Below are 14197 nucleotides of genomic sequence, written 5' to 3'. Positions count from 1 at the left end.
AGCTGATCACCCCGATCGCCATGGAAGAGAAGCTCCGCTTCGCCATCCGTGAAGGCGGCCGCACGGTTGGCGCCGGCGTCGTGGCCAAGATCATCGCCTGATCGCGCTGATCTGACCGCAAACGATCAGGGCCTCCCGGGATACCCCGGGAGGCCCTTTTGCTGTTCAGGGACAAGCCCCGCCTCAGCGCAGCGCGGCGGCCAGCCCCTCGGCGGTGACGGCGGCCCAGCAGGCGTAGCCGGCGTCGTTCAGGTGCAGCTCGTCCGGGCCCACCCCGCCGCCGGGCAGGGCGCTCCAGCCCTGCATCGCGTCAAAGCGGCGGAAGGCGGCGTAGCCGACCCGGCCGGCTTCCAGCGCGATCAGGCGGGACACCTCGGCCAGGGCCGGATTGCGGCCGGCGAAGTTGGGATTGCGCGCGCCCTCCGGCAGCCGTTGGGGATCGATCACCATCACATCCACGCCGGCGGAGTCGAGGATCGCCTGCCCTCGCCGGTAGTCGTCGAAGAGCGCGTCGAGGCTGCGGTCGCGCAGGACGTCGTTGGTGCCGAGCTGCCAGAGGACGAGATCCGGTCGCGCCGCGGTGATCTCCTGCGCCAGCCGGTTCGCCGTGTCGGCCGCCGTCTCGCCGCCGATGCCGCGGTTGATCACGGTGACCTCGACGCCCGGGAGACGGGCGCGCAGGTCGGCCTCGAGGCGCGGCACGAACCCCAGCTCGGGCCGGCTGGCGCCGATGCCCTCGATCGAGGAGGAGCCGACGGCGAGAACGCGTACGGCGCCGCTGCGCACCGCGGCCCGCGAACGCTCGAGTCCGCCGTTGTTATCGAGCCATTCGGCGCTGACCGGGCAGGCGGCCGTCCGGGCGGAGGCCTGGCCGGCGGTCAGGGTCGGCAGCCCCAGCATGAGGGCGGCGGCGATGGCGACGGAGCGTCTGATCAAGGGTTGGGTTCTCCGGTGGCAGGGTCGGTCAGGGTCTCGCCGCTGTTGCTGCTGCCGTCGTCCGGCCGGGGTTGCTGGGCCGGATGGGGCGGTTCGCCGTCGCGGACGGGCTGTTCCTCTTCGTACTCGTTCTGACGGCCGGGGGCGCGGGGCGTGGACATGACATTTCCTTTCAGGGCGGCCGCGGTCGAACGCGGTCGGCGCGCTACCGCAACGCCGGCCGGACGGGCAGGTTTCGTTCACCATGCCGCTAAACCGCGTCGCAAGCGGCGGTGCGGCAGGATGGCTGCATGCCCGCCGCCCTGACCGTCGACATCCTGGCCCCCGATGCGCTTGATGCGGGCCTCGTCGCGCGCTGGCGGGCGTTGCTCGCCGTCAACCCCGCGCTGACCTCGCCCTACTTCCTGCCGGAATTCACCCTGAGGGGCGGGCCGGCGGTGCCGGGCGCCGCCGTGGCGGTGTTGCAGCGCGGCGGGGACGTGGTCGGGATCTTTCCGCACCAGCGCCGTGGCGGCGCGGTGCTGCCGCTCGGCGCGCCGATGAATGACTACCACGGCGTCATCGCCGCGCCGGGGCAGGCGCCGGACCTCGGCGAACTGGCGCGCCTGCTGCGCGCGCCGCGGCTGGCCGTAGGGGGCTGGGTCGGTCCGGTGGCGACCGGTCACACCCGCACGACCGTCCAGGCCGCGCTGCCGGACGGCTATGAGGTCTGGTACGCCGAGCGGCGCGCCGCCTTCGGCAAGTATTTCAAGGACAAGGAGCGGGCCCGCCGCAGCCTTGAGACCGAGCTTGGCCCGATCCGCACCGAGGCGGGTCTGCGCGACCGGGCGCAGCTGGATCACCTCATCGGCCTGAAGCGCGAGCAGTATCGCCGGACGGGCCGTCACGACGTCTTCGCCTGTGGCTGGACCCGGGACCTGCTGCATGCCCTCATGGCCCCCGCGCCGGCGGGTCAGGATCCCCGCTTCGGCGTGTCGCTGGGCGTGCTGTGGGCCGGCGACCGGCTGGCGGCCATCGAGGCGTCGCTGCATGGCGGCGACGAGTACCACTTCTGGTTTCCGGCCTACGACCCGCGCTGGGCGCGGTGTTCGCCGGGTATCCTGTTGAGCATGGACACCATGCGCCTGGCCTCCGCGGACGGCTGGCGCGTGTTCGACTACGGCTTCGCGGGCGAGGGCTACAAGAAGTACTTCTGCAATGCGGAACGCTCCGTGGTGGAGGCTGTCGTCGCCCGCCCCGGAGTCGCGTCCGCCATGACCGCGGCCGCGGCCGGCATGCTTGATCTGACCGGCCCGGGACGCGGGGCGCGCTTCCGCGACAGCCTGCGCCACCGCTGGGCCGCCATCGAGGCCTGCGAGACCACCCCGGCCGCCCGTCTGCGCGGCGTGGCGCTCGCCGCCCGCGCCGCCGCCGCCCGCCTTCTGCCGCCCTATGTCGCGAGCGCCTGAGCATGTCCCCCACGCCCCGCCACACCGGCCCGATCCCTGGCCCCGCCGTGCACAGCCACGACCTTGTCCGGCGTGGCTTCGCCGAGGACGCCTGGCTGGCCGGGTTGCTGGAGCGGTATCCGGCGGATCTGTTCGACATCAACCTCTATGACTTCGCCGAGGACGGCAGCCATTCGCTGCGCACCGGCGCGCGCGGCGACCTGTCCGGCGCGGACCTGCTGACGGCCATCAAGGCCGGCCATCTCTGGGTCAACCTGCGCGCGGTCGAGACGGCCTGCCCGGACCTGTGGGCGGCGGCCTCGGAAGACTTCGAGCGCGTATGCGCCGCCTATCCGGGCCTGCGTCCGGTCATGCGCGCCGGGCAGCTGATCCTGTCTTCGCCCCGCTCGGGCGCGCCCTACCATTTCGACGCCGCAGGCGTGGTCCTGTTCCACCTGCGCGGCCGCAAGCGCGTGTTCGTCTATCCCGGCGACGAGGCCCATCTGCCGGAGCGGTCGATGGAGCTGGTGGTGGCGCGCCAGACGACCGAGGAAATCCCCTACACGACCGACTTCGAGGCCGACGCGACGGTAATCGACCTCGAGCCGGGTCAGGCCCTGACATGGCCGCTGTATGCGCCGCACCGGGTGCGCAACCTCGACGCCTTCTGCGTCTCCCTGTCGATGGACTTCCAGACCTGGGACAGCCGCCTGCGCAACGGCGCGCTCTACACCAACGCCGTCCTGCGCGCGCAGGGGCGGGCCCCCCGCTCGACCGACCGGATGCGCCGGCCCGAGCTGGCGGCGCGCTGGGCGGCCTCGCTGGCGCTGAAGCGGGCGGGCGTCCTGCCGGACCGGCTGACCGCCTTCCAGCGCGACTTCACCCCGGCCCCGGACGGCGTCAACGGCGTGCGGGCGCTCGACGCCGGCGCCTGAACGCCCGGAAGCTTACATCGGCGTCATGACCTCGATTTAAAGTGACCTGAGGCGGGTCGCGCCGCACCTTCCTGGCGACAGGGAGGACGCCATGCGCCACGCCAGAACCGCCGCCGCCGTTACCGCCGCCACGGCCCTCGCCGGGCTCGTCCCGGGCCTGGCCGTCGCCCAGGAGGTGAAGATCGAGGATGCGGTGGCCCGCGTCGTCGTCATCGTCGAGGATCGCGCCGACATCGGCGTGGAGATCGAGACGCCGGCGGGGACGCCGGTCCCGGTGCGGCTGGAGCGCCGCGGCCGCGACGTCATCCTGCGCGGCGATGTCCGCGACCGCGATCTCAGAAGCTGCCAGCGCGAGGGTCCGGCCGGCGTGCAGCCGGGGGAGGGGGCCTTTGTCACCCTCCGGGACCGCGGCCGGGTGGCGTTGTCCGACGCGCCGCTGATCGTCGTGCGCACGCCGCGCGAGGTGCGCGTCTCCGCCGAGGGCGGCGTCCATGGCGCGATCGGCCGGGGCGCCCGCTCCGTCCATCTTGGCAACGCCGGCTGCGGCGACTGGACCGTGGCGGACGTGGCGGGCGAGCTGAAGGTGGCGCTGGCCGGCTCCGGCGATGTCCGGGCGGGACAGGCAGGCGACGTCGATCTCGCGCTCGCCGGCTCCGGCGACGCAGTCATCGGGACCAGCACCCGGGTCCGCGTGGCCACGCCCGGCTCGGGCGGGGCCCGGCTCGGCGCGGTCACGGGGGACGCGGTGATCGCCGTGCCGGGGTCGGGCGACGTCCGTCTCGCCGCCGTCGGCGGCGACCTCGAGGCGAACATCGTCGGCAGCGGCAGCATCCTCGTCGCCGGCGGCCGCTCGGGCCGCCTGGCCGCCAACATCGTTGGCAGCGGCGACGTCCGCCACGGCGGCGAGGTCGGCAGGGTCGAGGTCAATATCGTGGGATCCGGCGACGTCGCCGTCGGCCGGGCCAGCGGCGAGGTGCGCCGCCGGGTGCTCGGGTCGGGCGAGCTGCGCATCGGCCGCTGAACACGCGCGCGGGCCGCCAGTCCCGCGCGTGCGGAAGGCCCGGGACGGGACCCCCGGGCCTTCACCATCTCCGCGCTTGACGCCGCCGGAATCGAGCGGCATAAGCGCGCCTCTTGTTGGACCGGCTGTGCGCTTTCGGGCGCAGACGCGGTCCGCAGGAACGACCTGATTACCTGTTCTTTGCAGCGCTTCAGGGATTTGCGGCCTTCGCGGGCTACCGCGTGGGCCGATCGTTTTTGCGGATGTGCGTACCTGGGGGCGATGCCCCGAGGCTTCGGTCTTTGAAATGGTTCACAGGGACGCAGGTTCCGACCTGCTTGGGAATAGCTAGAGATATGGATCAGAGCATCCGCATCAGGCTGAAGGCCTTCGATCACCGCGTCCTGGACCATTCCACGCGCGAGATCGTCAACACGGCCAAGCGTACGGGCGCGCAGGTGCGCGGCCCGATTCCGCTGCCGACCCTGATCGAAAAGTTCACCGTGAACCGCTCGCCGCACGTCGACAAGAAGTCGCGTGAGCAGTTCGAAATCCGCACGCACAAGCGCGTGCTCGACATCGTCGACCCCACCCCGCAGACCGTGGACGCGCTCATGAAGCTCGACCTGTCCGCCGGCGTGGACGTCGAGATCAAGATTTAATCGAGGAGAGGCGGGATCCGATGCGCGACACAGCGCTACGAACGGGCGTGATCGCCAAGAAGCTGGGCATGACCCGCGTGTTCGCCGAAGACGGCGCCCACGTGCCGGTCACCGTGCTCCAGCTCGACAACTGTCAGGTGGTGGGCCAGCGGACCCTGGAGCGCGACGGCTACGTTGCGCTGCAGCTGGGCGCCGGCAGCCGCAAGGCCAAGAACACCCCCAAGCCCCTGCGCGAGTCCTTCGCCAGGGCCGAGGTGTCGCCGAAGGCCTATGTGACCGAGTTCCGGGTGTCGGACGACGCCCTGCTGGACGTCGGCGCGGAACTGACCGCTGACCACTTCGTGGCCGGCCAGAAGGTCGACATCCAGGGCGAGACCATCGGCAAGGGCTTTGCCGGCGCCATGAAGCGCTGGAACTTCGGCGGCCTGCGTGCGACCCACGGCGTGTCGGTGTCGCACCGCTCGCACGGTTCGACGGGTAACCGTCAGGACCCGGGCCGCACCTTCCCCGGCAAGAAGATGGCCGGTCACCTGGGTCAGGAAGTCGTGACCCAGCAGAACCTGACGATCGTGCGCATCGACGCCGAGCGCGGCCTGATCCTGGTCAAGGGCGCTGTCCCGGGCCACGACGGCAGCTACGTCAAGGTTCGCGACTCCATCAAGAAGGCCCGTCCGGCCGAGGCCCCGTACCCGGGCGCCGTGAAGTCGGCCAAGGCCGCTGCTGCTCAACCCGCGGAAACCCCGGCCGAAGAGGCTCCGGCGGCGGAAGCGACCGAAGGCGGTGAAGCCCAATGAAACTCTCGGTGATCAAGCTCGACGGCAAGGCCGCCGGCGACGTCGAGGTGTCGGACGCCGTCTTCGGCATCGACGCCATCCGCGGCGACCTGCTGGCCCGGACCGTCAACTGGCAGCTGGCCAAGCGCCGCGCCGGTACGCACAAGGTGCAGACCCGGAACGAGAACTCTCGTACCGGCAAGAAGATGTACAAGCAGAAGGGCACCGGCGGCGCCCGTCACGGTTCGCGCCGTGCGCCGCAGTTCGTCGGCGGCTCGCGCGCCTTCGGCCCGGTCGTCCGCGACCACGGCTTCTCGCTGCCGAAGAAGATCCGCGCCCTGGCCCTGAAGCACGCCCTGTCGTCCAAGGTGAAGTCGGGCGACCTCGTCGTCGTCGACAGCCTGGCCGTCAAGGGAGCCAAGACCGCCGCCCTGCGCGAGACCTTCGGCAAGCTGGGCTGGACCAAGGCCCTGATCATCGCCGGGCCCGAGGTCGAGACCAACTTCGGTCTCGCCGCGCGCAACATCCCGCATGTGGACGTGCTGCCGAACGCCGGCCTGAACGTCTATGACATCCTGCGGGCGGACAAGCTGGTGCTGACCAAGGCCGCCGTCGAGGCGATCGAGGCGCGCTTCTCTGAGAAGGAGGCCGCGTAATGGCCGGCGCCCAACCCACCGCCAAGCACTACGACACGATCCTGGCTCCGGTGATCACCGAGAAGTCGACGATCCTGTCCGAGCAGAACAAGGTCGTCTTCCGCGTCGCCGACACGGCGACCAAGGACGAGATCGCCGCGGCGGTCGAGAGCCTGTTCAAGGTCAATGTCCTGAAGGTCAACACCCTCGTCCAGAAGGGCAAGACCAAGCGCTTCCGGGGCATCCAGGGCCGCCGGACCGACATCAAGAAAGCGATCGTGACGCTGGCCGAGGGCCAGTCGATCGACGTCACCACGGGGCTCTGATCCGATGGCTCTGAAGACTTTCAACCCGACCTCCCCGGGCCGTCGCGCCCTGGTGCTGGTCGACCGCTCCGAGCTCCACAAGGGCCGTCCGGAAAAGTCGCTCGTCGAGGGCCTGACCAAGTCGGGCGGTCGCGGGCAGGGCGGTCGCGTGGCCGTTCGCTTCCGTGGCGGCGGGGCCAAGACCCTGTACCGCAAGATCGACTTCAAGCGTCGCAAGTTCGACGCGGTCGGCACGGTCGAGCGTCTGGAGTACGACCCGAACCGGTCGGCCTTCATCGCCCTCGTCACCTACGCCGACGGCGAGAAGACCTACATCATCGCCCCGCAGCGCCTGAAGGCCGGCGACCAGGTGGTGGCCGGCGAGAAGGTCGACGTGAAGCCGGGCAACGCCATGCCGCTGCGCTCGATGCCGGTCGGGACGATCATCCACAACATCGAGATGAAGCCGGGCAAGGGCGCCCAGCTGGCCCGCGCGGCCGGCGCCTACGCCCAGCTGGTCGGCCGCGATCAGGGCTACGCCCAGATCCGTCTCGGCTCGGGTGAGCTGCGCATGGTGCTCGACACCTGCATGGCCACGGTCGGTGCGGTGTCCAACCCGGACCACATGAACCAGAACCTCGGCAAGGCGGGCCGCAAGCGTCACATGGGCTGGCGTCCGCACGTCCGCGGCGTCGCCATGAACCCGATCGACCACCCGCACGGTGGTGGTGAGGGTCGCACCTCGGGCGGCCGGACCCCGGTCACGCCGTGGGGCAAGGACACCAAGGGCACCCGCACCCGCAAGAACAAGGCCACGGACAAGTTCATCATCCGTAGCCGTCACGTGAAGAAGGCTCGCTAAGACATGGCCCGCTCCTCCTGGAAAGGCCCGTTCGTTGACGGGTACCTGCTCAAGAAGGCCGACGTGGCGCAGGCCTCGGGCCGCAAGGACGTGATCAAGACCTGGTCGCGCCGGTCCACCATCCTGCCGCAGTTCGTCGGCCTGACGTTCGGCGTCCACAATGGCCAGAAGCACGTGCCGGTGCTGGTGTCGGAAGACATGGTCGGCATGAAGTTCGGCGAGTTCGCCCCGACCCGGAACTTCCCGGGCCACGCGGCGGACAAGAAGGCCAAGAGGAAGTAATCCATGGCCCAGACCAAGAATCCCCGTCGCGTCGGTGCGACCGAGGCCCGCGCCAAGCTGGTCAACGTCCGCATCAGCCCGCAGAAGCTGAACCTGGTGGCCCAGTCCATCCGCGGCCTGCCGGTGCAGAAGGCGCTCAACGAGCTCGAGTTCAGCCGCAAGCGCATCGCCGGCGACGTCCGCAAGGTGCTGTACTCGGCCATCTCGAACGCCGAGAACAACCACAACCTCGACATCGACAACCTGGTCGTCGCTGAGGCCTTCGTGGGCAAGAACCTGGTGATGAAGCGCTTCGCGAGCCGCGCTCGCGGTCGCTCCTCGCGCATCCTGAAACCGTTCAGCGAGATCACCATCGTGGTCCGCGAAGCCGGCGAGGCCGCCTGATGGGTCAGAAAGTCAATCCGGTCGGGCTGCGGCTCGGCGTCAACCGCACCTGGGACAGCCGCTGGTTCGCCGGCGGGGCCGACTACGCCCGTCTGCTGCACCAGGACCTGAAGCTGCGCACGTGGCTGAAGGAGCGCCTGTCGGGCGCCGGCGTGTCGCGCATCATCATCGAGCGTCCGCACAAGAAGTGCCGCGTGACGATCTACGCCGCCCGTCCGGGCGTCGTGATCGGCAAGAAGGGCGCGGACATCGAGAAGCTGCGCAAGGACATCTCCGCCCGCACGGACGGCGAGGTCCACCTCAACATCGTCGAGGTGCGCAAGCCCGAGACCGACGCCCAGCTGATCGCCGAGAACATCGCGCAGCAGCTGGAGCGCCGCGTGGCCTTCCGTCGCGCCATGAAGCGTTCGATCCAGTCGGCCATGCGTCTCGGCGCCAAGGGCATCCGGATGAACGTCTCGGGCCGTCTGGGCGGTGCGGAAATCGCCCGGATGGAGTGGTACCGCGAAGGTCGCGTGCCGCTGCACACCCTGCGCGCCGACATCGACTACGGCTTCTACGAAGCCAAGACGACCTACGGCATCATCGGCATCAAGGTCTGGGTCTTCAAGGGTGAGGTGCTCGAGCACGACCCGATGGCCCAGGACAAGCGCTGGGCCCAGGAAGCCTCGGGCCCGTCGTCGAACGAAGGCCGCGAGCGTGGCGGCCCCCGCGGCGACCGCGGTCCGCGTCGCGACCGCGGACGTGAGGGCTAAGTCATGCTGCAACCGAAGAAGACCAAGTACCGCAAGGCCTTCAAGGGCCGCATCCATGGCTCGGCCAAGGGGGGCTTCTCGCTGAACTTCGGCTCCTACGGCCTGAAGTCGCTGGAGCCGGAACGCATCACGGCGCGTCAGATCGAGGCGGCCCGCCGCGCGATCACCCGCCAGATGAAGCGTCAGGGCCGGGTTTGGATCCGCATCTTCCCGGACGTGCCGGTCTCCGGCAAGCCGGCCGAAGTGCGGATGGGCTCGGGCAAGGGCGCGGTGGACCACTGGGCCGCCCGCGTGGCCCCGGGTCGCATCATGTTCGAAATCGACGGCGTGCCGGACGACATCGCCCGCGAGGCGCTGCGCCTCGGCGCCGCCAAGCTGCCGGTGCGCACCAAGGTGGTGACGCGTATCGACGCCGGTATCGCCCATTCGGAGCAAGCGGCATGACCAAGATCGCCGACTTCCGGGTCATGACCCCGGACCAGCTGTCCGATGAGCTGCTGAAGCTCAAGAAGGAGCAGTTCAACCTGCGCTTCCAGGCGGCCACCGGCCAGCTCGAGAAGACCCACCGCGTCGGGGAAGTCCGCAAGGACATCGCCCGTCTCCAGACCCTGCTGCGCCAGAAGCAGCCGGCCGCGTAAGGAACGAACATGCCGAAGCGAATTCTCGAAGGCGTCGTCGTCTCCGACAAGGGCGACAAGACCGTCGTCGTCAAGGTCGAGCGCACCCTGCTGCACCCGGTTCTGAAGAAGACCGTGCGTCTGTCCAAGAAGTACCACGCCCACGACGAGGCCAACGCGCTGAAGGTCGGCGACGTGGCCCGCATCGTCGAGTGCGCCCCGAAGTCCAAGCTGAAGCGGTGGGAAGTCCTCGCCGCTCCGGCTTCGTAATCTGAGAAGGATCGGATCCCATGATCCAGATGCAAACTAACCTGGAGGTGGCCGACAATTCGGGCGCTCGCCGGGTCATGTGCATCAAGGTGCTGGGCGGCTCGAAGCGCCGCTACGCCTCGATCGGCGACACCATTGTCGCTTCGGTGAAGGAAGCTATCCCCCGCGGCCGCGTGAAGAAGGGCGACGTCGTGCGCGCCATCGTCGTGCGCACCGCCAAGGACATCCAGCGCAAGGACGGGTCGGTGATCCGTTTCGACAAGTCGGCCGCCGTGATCGTCAACAAGCAGAACGAGCCGGTCGGCACCCGTATCTTCGGCCCGGTGCCGCGCGAGCTGCGCGCCCGGAACCACATGAAGATCATCTCGCTGGCTCCGGAGGTGCTGTAACCATGGCCGCGAAGATCAAGAAGGGTGACCGCGTCGTCGTTCTGACGGGCAAGGACAAGGGCCGCGCCGGCAAGGTGCTCCGCGTCCTGCCGACCGAGCAGCGCGTCGTGGTCGAGGGCATCAACGTGGTCCAGCGCCACACCCGCCCGAGCCAGCTCGACCCCCAGGGCGGCATCAAGAACAAGGAAGCGTCGATCCACGTCTCGAACGTCGCGATCGCGGATGCGAACGGCAAGGCCGCCCGCGTCGGCTTCCGTACGGAAGACGGCAAGAAGGTCCGCTTCGCCAAGACGACCGGAGACGTCATCTGATGGCTACCGAGAAGTACACCCCCCGGCTGAAGTCGGAATACGAGTCCCGCATCCGCGCCGTGATGAAGGACAAGTTCGGCTACACCAACGAGATGCAGGTGCCCAAGCTGGACAAGATCGTCCTGAACATGGGCGTCGGCGAGGCTGTGGCGGACTCCAAGAAGGCCCAGGCGGCCCTCAAGGACCTGACCGCCATCGCCGGTCAGAAGGCTGTGCCGACCAAGGCCCGCAACTCCATCGCCGGCTTCAAGCTGCGCGAGGGCATGGTCATTGGCGGCAAGGTCACCCTGCGCGGCGACCGCATGTACGAGTTCCTGGACCGCTTCATCACCATCGCGCTGCCGCGGGTGAAGGACTTCCGGGGCCTCAAGGGCACGTCGTTCGACGGTCGTGGCAACTACGCCACCGGTCTGAAGGAGCACATCGTGTTCCCGGAGATCAACTACGACCAGATCGACCAGATGTGGGGCATGGACATCGTCGTCTGCACCACGGCCAAGACCGACGAGGAAGCCAAGGCGCTCCTCGCCGAGTTCAAGTTCCCGTTCGTGAACTGACGGGAAGGAAAGAGCACCATGGCTAAGAAGAGCGCCGTCAATCGCAACGAGCGGGTCAAGAAGCTGGTGGCCCAGTACGCCGCCAAGCGCGCCGACCTCAAGGCGAAGGCCAACGACGAGAGCCTGCCGCTGGAGGAGCGCTTCGAAGCGCGCCTGAAGCTGGCCGCCCTGCCGCGGAACTCCGCGCCGAACCGCATCCGTAACCGCTGTGAGGTGACGGGTCGTCCGCGTGGCTACTACCGCAAGCTGAAGATGAGCCGGATCGCCCTGCGTCAGCTGGGCAACCTGGGCCAGATCCCCGGCCTGACGAAGTCGAGCTGGTAAGGGGAGCGACACGACATGATGATCAATGATCCCCTGAGCGACATGATCGCTCGCATCAAGAACGCGGCCACCCGCAAGCGTTCGAAGGTGCTGACCCCGGCGTCCCGTCTGCGCCAGCGCGTCCTCGACGTGCTGCAGGACGAGGGCTACATCCGCGGCTACAGCCTGGTGCAGAACCCGGGCGAGTTCCCGCAGTTCGAGATCGAGCTGAAGTACTTCGACGGCCAGCCCGTCATCGCCGAGATCTCGCGCGTGTCCAAGCCGGGCCGTCGGGTCTACTCCGCGATCGGCGACCTGAAGCCCGTCAAGAACGGCCTCGGCATCTCGATCCTTTCGACGTCCAAGGGCGTGATGTCCGACACGGCGGCCCGCGAGGCCAACGTGGGCGGCGAAGTCCTCTGCAGGGTCTACTAAGATGTCCCGTATCGGTAAGAAGACCATCGCCATCCCGAAGGGCGTGACCGTCACGCTCAACGGCCAGACCGTCTCGGTGAAGGGCCCCAAGGGCGAACGCACCTGGACCGTCGCCGAGGAGATCGAGGTGACCCAGGCCGGCGACGAGCTGTCGCTGACCCCGCGGTCTGACACCCAGCGCGCCCGCGCCATGTGGGGCCTGTCGCGCACCCTGGTCGCCAACATGGTGACCGGCGTGACCGAGGGCTTCGAGCGCAGCCTCGAGCTGGTCGGCGTGGGTTACCGCGCCGCCCTGAAGGGCAAGGACCTGTCGCTGCAGCTCGGCTTCAGCCACGACGTCGACATCAAGGCCCCGGAAGGCATCACCTTCGCCGTGCCGAAGCAGACCGAGATCAAGATCTCGGGCTCTGACAAGCAGGCCGTGGGTCAGATCGCGGCGGTCATCCGCAAGCTCCGTCCGCCGGAACCCTACAAGGGCAAGGGCGTGCGCTATGCCGGCGAGACCGTGCGGCGCAAGGAAGGCAAGAAGAAGTAAGCCATGGCCACGACTCTCAAGCAAAACGCCAAGCGTCGCGCCGAGCGCACGCGCCGCCGCCTGAAGGCCGTCGCCAACGGCCGTCTGCGTCTGTCGGTCTACCGCTCGGACAAGAACATCTCGGCCCAGGTCATCGACGACGCCAATGGCGTGACCGTCGCCTCGGCCTCGTCGCTGGAAGGCGGCAAGGGTTCGAAGGGTTCGGACGTCGCTGCGGCCAGCCGCATCGGCAAGCTCATCGCCGAGCGTGCGATCGAGAAGGGCGTCAAGGACGTCGTCTTCGACCGCGGCGGCTACATCTATCATGGCCGGGTCAAGGCCCTGGCGGAGGCCGCGCGCGAAGCCGGCCTGAACTTCTAAGGGACGAGAAGCATGGCGCGTGAACCCCAACGCGGCGGCGGCGGCGAGCGTCGCGACCGTCGTGACAACCGCTCGGCTCCCGAAGCTGGCGCCGACTCCGAACTGGTCGAGAAGCTGGTCCACATCAACCGCGTCGCCGCCACCGTGAAGGGCGGCCGCCGGTTCTCGTTCGCGGCCCTGATGGTCGTCGGCGACGGCAAGGGCCGGGTGGGCTTCGGTCACGGCAAGGCCCGTGAAGTGCCGGAAGCCATCCGCAAGGCGACCGAAGAAGCCAAGAAGACCATGATCCGCGTTCCGCTCCGCGAGAACCGCACCCTGCACCACGACGGCAACGGCCGTTGGGGCGCCGGCAAGATCATGATGCGTGCGGCCCCTCCGGGCACCGGCGTCATCGCCGGCGGTCCGATGCGCGCGGTCCTCGAAACCCTCGGCGTCCAGGACGTCGTCGGCAAGTCGACCGGCTCGTCGAACCCGTACAACATGATCCGCGCGACCTTCGAGGCGCTGAAGGCCCAGTCCTCGCCGCGTCAGGTCGCTTCCAAGCGCGGCAAGAAGGTCTCCGACCTGCTCGGCCGGCGTAACGACGGCGCCTCGGCGCCCGAAGCGATCGAGGGCTGATAGATGGCCGAGAAGAAGACCGTCACCGTCCGCCAGACCGGCAGCCCGATCCGCCGCAAGTCGGATCAGCGCGCCACCCTGCAAGGCCTTGGCCTGAACCGCCTCGGCCGTGAGGCGACCCTTGAAGACACTCCCGCCGTTCGCGGGATGATCGCCAAGGTCGCCCACATGGTGGAAGTGGTCGAGAAGTAATCCCGGCGACCGCCGATGGCGGTCGTCCATGGTGAAGAGTGTCAGTGCTAGTGAGCCCGGGGGACGTGTCTCTTGCGCTCACTGGCACTTTTCACTAGCACCGCCCGCTCAACAGCCGAGTCCGGCCACCGCGCCGGGCGTTAGCACCCGAAAGGATCAGGCACATGAAGCTCAATGAAATCCGCGACAACGAAGGCGCCCACAAGAAGCGGCTGCGCGTCGGCCGTGGCCCGGGCTCGGGCAAGGGCAAGACCTCGGGGCGCGGCGTCAAGGGTCAGAAGTCGCGCTCGGGCGTCGCCATCGGCGGCTTCGAGGGCGGCCAGATGCCGCTCTACATGCGCATGCCGAAGCGCGGCTTCAACAATCCGGGCGCGCTGAAGCTGGCCGAGGTGAACCTGTGGCGTCTGCAGGACGCCGTGGACGCCGGCAAGCTGGACGCCAAGGCCGAGATCAACGGCGAGGCCCTGGTGGCCGCCGGCGTGATCCGCCGCGTCAAGGACGGCGTGCGCGTCCTCGGCTCGGGCGAACTGAAGGCCAAGCTGAACCTGGTCGTCTGGTCGGCGTCGTCGGGCGCCATCAAGGCGATCGAGGCCGCCGGCGGTTCGGTCGTCCAGCAGCGCATCGCCGCCGAGGCCGCTGCGGCCGCCCGCGTCG

The 14197-nt window shown here is 69.0% G+C and carries 26 protein-coding genes and 1 pseudogene; 25 read left to right on the top strand and 2 right to left on the bottom strand.

The annotated features are described in order from the left end of the window. The coding region (locus VGN74_RS02740) for a hypothetical protein (protein WP_327445818.1) at positions 1-101 on the top strand (101 nt) is incomplete at its 5' end. 82 nt (positions 102-183) lie between these two features. On the opposite strand, the gene VGN74_RS02735 is transcribed toward VGN74_RS02740, so the two are convergent. Then, positions 184-936 carry an SGNH/GDSL hydrolase family protein gene (locus VGN74_RS02735; RefSeq protein ID WP_327445817.1) on the bottom strand — a complete coding sequence of 251 codons (753 nt, stop codon included), beginning with the start codon at positions 934-936 and terminating at the stop codon, positions 184-186. After that, entirely contained in the window at positions 933-1097 is a 165-nt protein-coding gene (locus VGN74_RS02730; RefSeq protein WP_327445816.1) for a hypothetical protein, read from the bottom strand. Before VGN74_RS02730 ends, VGN74_RS02735 begins: the two co-directional genes overlap by 4 nt. A 129-nt stretch (positions 1098-1226) precedes the next feature. Between VGN74_RS02730 and VGN74_RS02725 the strand changes: the two genes are divergently transcribed. The 24 genes and pseudogenes from VGN74_RS02725 to rplO form a co-directional block, all read left to right on the top strand. Then, positions 1227-2384: a GNAT family N-acetyltransferase gene (locus tag VGN74_RS02725; protein ID WP_327445815.1), complete on the top strand. Its 1158-nt coding sequence runs from the start codon at positions 1227-1229 to the stop codon at positions 2382-2384. 2 nt (positions 2385-2386) lie between these two features. Next, complete coding sequence (locus VGN74_RS02720; RefSeq protein WP_327445814.1) at positions 2387-3298, top strand: transcriptional regulator; 912 nt, start codon at positions 2387-2389, stop codon at positions 3296-3298. Between the two features lie 91 nt (positions 3299-3389). After that, positions 3390-4319, top strand: a complete 930-nt coding sequence (locus tag VGN74_RS02715; protein WP_327445813.1) for a GIN domain-containing protein — start codon at positions 3390-3392, stop codon at positions 4317-4319. Between the two features lie 335 nt (positions 4320-4654). Then, complete coding sequence (rpsJ, locus tag VGN74_RS02710) at positions 4655-4960, top strand: 30S ribosomal protein S10 (RefSeq protein ID WP_298278699.1); 306 nt, start codon at positions 4655-4657, stop codon at positions 4958-4960. Between the two features lie 20 nt (positions 4961-4980). Continuing rightward, positions 4981-5754 (top strand): 50S ribosomal protein L3, encoded by a 774-nt coding sequence (rplC, locus tag VGN74_RS02705; protein WP_327445812.1) that lies wholly within the window; start codon positions 4981-4983, stop codon positions 5752-5754. Next, positions 5751-6389 carry a 50S ribosomal protein L4 gene (rplD, locus tag VGN74_RS02700; protein ID WP_327445811.1) on the top strand — a complete coding sequence of 213 codons (639 nt, stop codon included), beginning with the start codon at positions 5751-5753 and terminating at the stop codon, positions 6387-6389. The genes rplC and rplD overlap by 4 nt, the downstream gene beginning before the upstream one ends. Continuing rightward, entirely contained in the window at positions 6389-6694 is a 306-nt protein-coding gene (locus VGN74_RS02695; RefSeq protein ID WP_327445810.1) for a 50S ribosomal protein L23, read from the top strand. Before rplD ends, VGN74_RS02695 begins: the two co-directional genes overlap by 1 nt. A gap of 4 nt (positions 6695-6698) precedes the next feature. Beyond that, on the top strand, positions 6699-7535 hold the full coding sequence (gene rplB / locus VGN74_RS02690; RefSeq protein ID WP_327445809.1) for a 50S ribosomal protein L2: 837 nt from the start codon (positions 6699-6701) through the stop codon (positions 7533-7535). Between the two features lie 3 nt (positions 7536-7538). Continuing rightward, a complete protein-coding gene (rpsS, locus tag VGN74_RS02685; protein WP_298278685.1) occupies positions 7539-7817 on the top strand; it encodes a 30S ribosomal protein S19 in 279 nt (92 codons plus the stop codon). Positions 7818-7820: 3 nt separating this feature from the next. After that, positions 7821-8201, top strand: coding sequence for a 50S ribosomal protein L22 (gene rplV / locus VGN74_RS02680; protein ID WP_327445808.1), 381 nt, complete (start codon positions 7821-7823; stop codon positions 8199-8201). Continuing rightward, on the top strand, positions 8201-8956 hold the full coding sequence (gene rpsC / locus VGN74_RS02675) for a 30S ribosomal protein S3 (protein ID WP_327445807.1): 756 nt from the start codon (positions 8201-8203) through the stop codon (positions 8954-8956). Before rplV ends, rpsC begins: the two co-directional genes overlap by 1 nt. A 3-nt stretch (positions 8957-8959) precedes the next feature. Next, on the top strand, positions 8960-9400 hold the full coding sequence (gene rplP, locus VGN74_RS02670; protein WP_327445806.1) for a 50S ribosomal protein L16: 441 nt from the start codon (positions 8960-8962) through the stop codon (positions 9398-9400). Further along, positions 9397-9594 carry a 50S ribosomal protein L29 gene (gene rpmC / locus VGN74_RS02665; protein WP_327445805.1) on the top strand — a complete coding sequence of 66 codons (198 nt, stop codon included), beginning with the start codon at positions 9397-9399 and terminating at the stop codon, positions 9592-9594. The genes rplP and rpmC overlap by 4 nt, the downstream gene beginning before the upstream one ends. Before the next feature lie 9 nt (positions 9595-9603). Then, complete coding sequence (rpsQ, locus tag VGN74_RS02660) at positions 9604-9843, top strand: 30S ribosomal protein S17 (protein WP_298278677.1); 240 nt, start codon at positions 9604-9606, stop codon at positions 9841-9843. A 20-nt stretch (positions 9844-9863) separates the two neighbouring features. Then, positions 9864-10232 (top strand): 50S ribosomal protein L14, encoded by a 369-nt coding sequence (gene rplN, locus VGN74_RS02655; protein WP_298278674.1) that lies wholly within the window; start codon positions 9864-9866, stop codon positions 10230-10232. 2 nt (positions 10233-10234) lie between these two features. Then, positions 10235-10543 carry a 50S ribosomal protein L24 gene (gene rplX, locus VGN74_RS02650; RefSeq protein WP_327445804.1) on the top strand — a complete coding sequence of 103 codons (309 nt, stop codon included), beginning with the start codon at positions 10235-10237 and terminating at the stop codon, positions 10541-10543. Further along, positions 10543-11100, top strand: a complete 558-nt coding sequence (gene rplE / locus VGN74_RS02645; RefSeq protein ID WP_327445803.1) for a 50S ribosomal protein L5 — start codon at positions 10543-10545, stop codon at positions 11098-11100. The genes rplX and rplE overlap by 1 nt, the downstream gene beginning before the upstream one ends. An 18-nt stretch (positions 11101-11118) precedes the next feature. Continuing rightward, positions 11119-11424: a 30S ribosomal protein S14 gene (gene rpsN / locus VGN74_RS02640; protein WP_327445802.1), complete on the top strand. Its 306-nt coding sequence runs from the start codon at positions 11119-11121 to the stop codon at positions 11422-11424. A gap of 15 nt (positions 11425-11439) precedes the next feature. Beyond that, a complete protein-coding gene (rpsH, locus tag VGN74_RS02635; RefSeq protein ID WP_327445801.1) occupies positions 11440-11838 on the top strand; it encodes a 30S ribosomal protein S8 in 399 nt (132 codons plus the stop codon). A 1-nt stretch (position 11839) separates the two neighbouring features. Further along, positions 11840-12373: a 50S ribosomal protein L6 gene (gene rplF / locus VGN74_RS02630; RefSeq protein ID WP_327445800.1), complete on the top strand. Its 534-nt coding sequence runs from the start codon at positions 11840-11842 to the stop codon at positions 12371-12373. Positions 12374-12376: 3 nt separating this feature from the next. Further along, the gene (gene rplR, locus VGN74_RS02625; RefSeq protein WP_327445799.1) at positions 12377-12733 is read left to right on the top strand and encodes a 50S ribosomal protein L18; all 357 of its coding nucleotides are present in this window, start codon (positions 12377-12379) and stop codon (positions 12731-12733) included. 12 nt (positions 12734-12745) lie between these two features. Continuing rightward, the gene (gene rpsE / locus VGN74_RS02620) at positions 12746-13351 is read left to right on the top strand and encodes a 30S ribosomal protein S5 (protein WP_327445798.1); all 606 of its coding nucleotides are present in this window, start codon (positions 12746-12748) and stop codon (positions 13349-13351) included. A gap of 3 nt (positions 13352-13354) precedes the next feature. After that, the gene (gene rpmD / locus VGN74_RS02615) at positions 13355-13543 is read left to right on the top strand and encodes a 50S ribosomal protein L30 (RefSeq protein ID WP_327445797.1); all 189 of its coding nucleotides are present in this window, start codon (positions 13355-13357) and stop codon (positions 13541-13543) included. Positions 13544-13707: 164 nt separating this feature from the next. Next, positions 13708-14178: pseudogene (gene rplO, locus VGN74_RS02610) on the top strand (50S ribosomal protein L15); the annotation flags it as partial. Positions 14179-14197: the final 19 nt, after the last annotated feature.

Source organism: Brevundimonas sp., assembly GCF_035998205.1.
GTDB lineage: Bacteria > Pseudomonadota > Alphaproteobacteria > Caulobacterales > Caulobacteraceae > Brevundimonas.
Note: the sequence above shows the minus strand (reverse complement) of the source record. Positions and strands in the feature narration are given on the sequence as shown.